3 protein-coding genes are annotated in these 2,310 nt (G+C 66.3%); all 3 read right to left on the reverse strand.

Going from position 1 to position 2,310, the window contains the following annotated elements; all coding sequences use genetic code 11:
- Window positions 1-387: 387 nt before the first annotated feature.
- A complete protein-coding gene (hcp, locus tag JNK68_06855; GenBank protein ID MBL8540076.1) occupies window positions 388-870 on the reverse strand; it encodes a type VI secretion system tube protein Hcp in 483 nt (160 codons plus the stop codon).
- A gap of 25 nt (window positions 871-895) precedes the next feature.
- Complete coding sequence (gene fae, locus JNK68_06860; protein MBL8540077.1) at window positions 896-1,447, reverse strand: formaldehyde-activating enzyme; 552 nt, start codon at window positions 1,445-1,447, stop codon at window positions 896-898.
- A gap of 27 nt (window positions 1,448-1,474) precedes the next feature.
- The coding region (locus tag JNK68_06865) for a flagellar biosynthesis protein FlgA (GenBank protein ID MBL8540078.1) at window positions 1,475-2,310 on the reverse strand (836 nt) is incomplete at its 5' end.

A 2,310-nucleotide genomic window follows, 5' to 3' on the forward strand; every position in this document is an offset into this window, starting at 1 on the left:
CCATTTCTTTCCTCTCTGATGATTTGTTTCATGCCGGCCGAGTGCTGGGCCGGCGGTCTCGTGATCGCTTCGCGTAGGTGTCAAATCTCAACCGTCGAGCCTTGCCGTACCGCTCGAGCCCGACAACCAAGCCGCAGGGAGGAAAAGCAGACTGTCCGTACCACGCAAAGTCCCCGGCGGGACTGTGCAGAGCGCGGACATTCCGGCAAACGGCCGCGTCGATGAAAGCGCGGATTCGATCCTCCCCGTGACCTTCTGCTCGCCAAGTCGCGCCGTGCCCGTTAAGCCTGGACCGAGCGCTTCGCTTGTTGCAGGTCGTGAAGGATAGTTGATCGACGGCAGGAAATCCATCGGCGTGCGCAGCCCGCTGGCACCGTACCACGCGCCTCAGCGTCCGGCGCTCCACGCGTCTTCGGCGACGAGTCCGTCGGTCCAGATCCACTCGATCCCTTCGTAGCTGAACGCCACCCGCTCCATCTCCGGCAATTTCGATGTTTCCGGGCTGCGCGTGTTGGCAAGCTCGAGACTCAGGCTGTCGACGCGGGCGTTCAGGAGACGGATCGTGAAGTGCTGTTTTTCCGTGCCGCGCGTCATGGCGCGCCAGAACTGCAGCTCCCAGAACGTGAGGGGCTCGTTGGCGACCAGCGCCTGGCGCAGCGGCACCGAGCTGCGGTCGAGCTCCTTGGTGATGAGGAGCGGCGTGTGCCGGCGCTGCCCGGTCGCAAGACCGCTCTGCGGATCGCGCACGCTGTCGATCTCGTGGCTGCACGCGATGACCACGATGCGCCCCTCGCGCCCCTTGACCGTTGCCGAACCCTTGATGTCGCCCTGCTCTTCACCCGTGAGCTTGAGATAGGCATTGAGCGCCATCATGATTCTCCCGCGCTGTGCTTCGCTACAGCAGCCACTTGCCCGTGGCCTGATCGAACATGTCGTGCTTGACGCTCTCGCGCGTGGCGATGAGTTCGTCGATGCCCGGCTCGTCGTTCAGCGCACGCTTCACGGCGAGCTTAGTGGCCTCGTAGTTCGTCCGGTACATGTCGCCGGTGTCGAGGTTGGGATCCTTCGGCGCCCGCGGGTCGATCCACACCAGCGAGATGATGCAGAGATTGTTGACCTGATCCTTCGGGATGATGCCCTCGGCAACGCAGTCCACGATCGCGTCGGCGGTGGCCGACTGCACCACGCTGCCCATCAGGTTGACGTACGCCGAATCCTTGATCGTGACCTTGGTCGCGAGCATCGTCGGCGGGCGCACCATGTAGTTGCACGCGCGCACGGCGAACATGCAGGTGTGGCCGGCGCTTTGCGCCATCATGCTCGCGAACGCCTGGCCGACGGGGCCGGAGACGTCGCCGATCAGGATCTCCGGCATGGCGTCGGTGTACTGCCCCTCCTTGGCGAAGACGGTGGCCTCGCCGGCCTTGAACAGAATCGGTGCTGCCATGGTGTCCTCAGGTCGTTGCTGGAATGTTCAGGAGAATGCGGCTTCCATCTCGCGACGGAAGCGGACGGCTTCGTTCTCGGCGATGTCGACGTCGATCCAGCGCACCGTCTCCCCGCGCGCGACCGGATAGCGCAGCCTGACGCCGTGCGCGAGCCCGAGCGGCAAGCTGCCCTGCGCAAGCGAGTCGGCCGCCGGCACGAGCTTGCCATAGACGGTGTAGCCGCCTTCGCCATCGAGCGCCTCGCGCGCCGCGAGATCCCGTTTCGCGGTGGCGACCACATCACCGCGAAAGCCGGCCGCACAGCCCGTTGGTTCGCGCCGCAGTGCCGCCGAGGCGACGCTCACGCCGAGTTCGAGTCCGATCAGGTGATAGGGCTTGTACATCGCGGCGTAGTTGCCCGTATCGTCGGTGACGAGCCCGTACTCCCGGAAGCAGCGACGCACGTAGTCGCTCGCGGCGGCGAACGTCACGTACACGCCCCAGCGCAGATCGCGGAACACCGGCCGGCCGTCGCGCTCGACACTCGACACGACCTCGACCTGTCCGGCGTGGTGGAGGCCACCGCCGGCGGACCGTGGCCGCAGCGCCCGCGGCAGGTCGTCGACGCCGCACGGCGGGAAAGCGAGCCCCTCGGGTGCCGGCGCAAGCCCCGTCGCATTCGCCACCGCCGCCATCTCGATCGCCGATTTCGTGCCGTCGAGGAACGAATTGAACATGCGCGCGTTGAAGTCCCCGCCCGCCACCGTCTCCGGCGTGAAGCCGTAATGCCCCCACACCGTGTCCGGGGTGGACGCGTGATAGGCCGGCAAGTACTTGGTGCCCTTCCCCGCCGCGATCACCTCGAAGCCCGCCGCACGCGCCC

The organism is Betaproteobacteria bacterium (assembly GCA_016791345.1).
GTDB lineage: Bacteria > Pseudomonadota > Gammaproteobacteria > Burkholderiales > JAEUMW01 > JAEUMW01.

Bases quoted from the DNA above. Each gene is read 5' to 3' on its own strand.
- hcp (MBL8540076.1), bottom strand. From the start codon at position 870: ATGGCGCTCAATGCCTATCTCAAGCTCACGGGTGAAGAGCAGGGCGAC.
- fae (MBL8540077.1), bottom strand. From the start codon at position 1,447: ATGGCAGCACCGATTCTGTTCAAGGCCGGCGAGGCCACCGTCTTCGCC.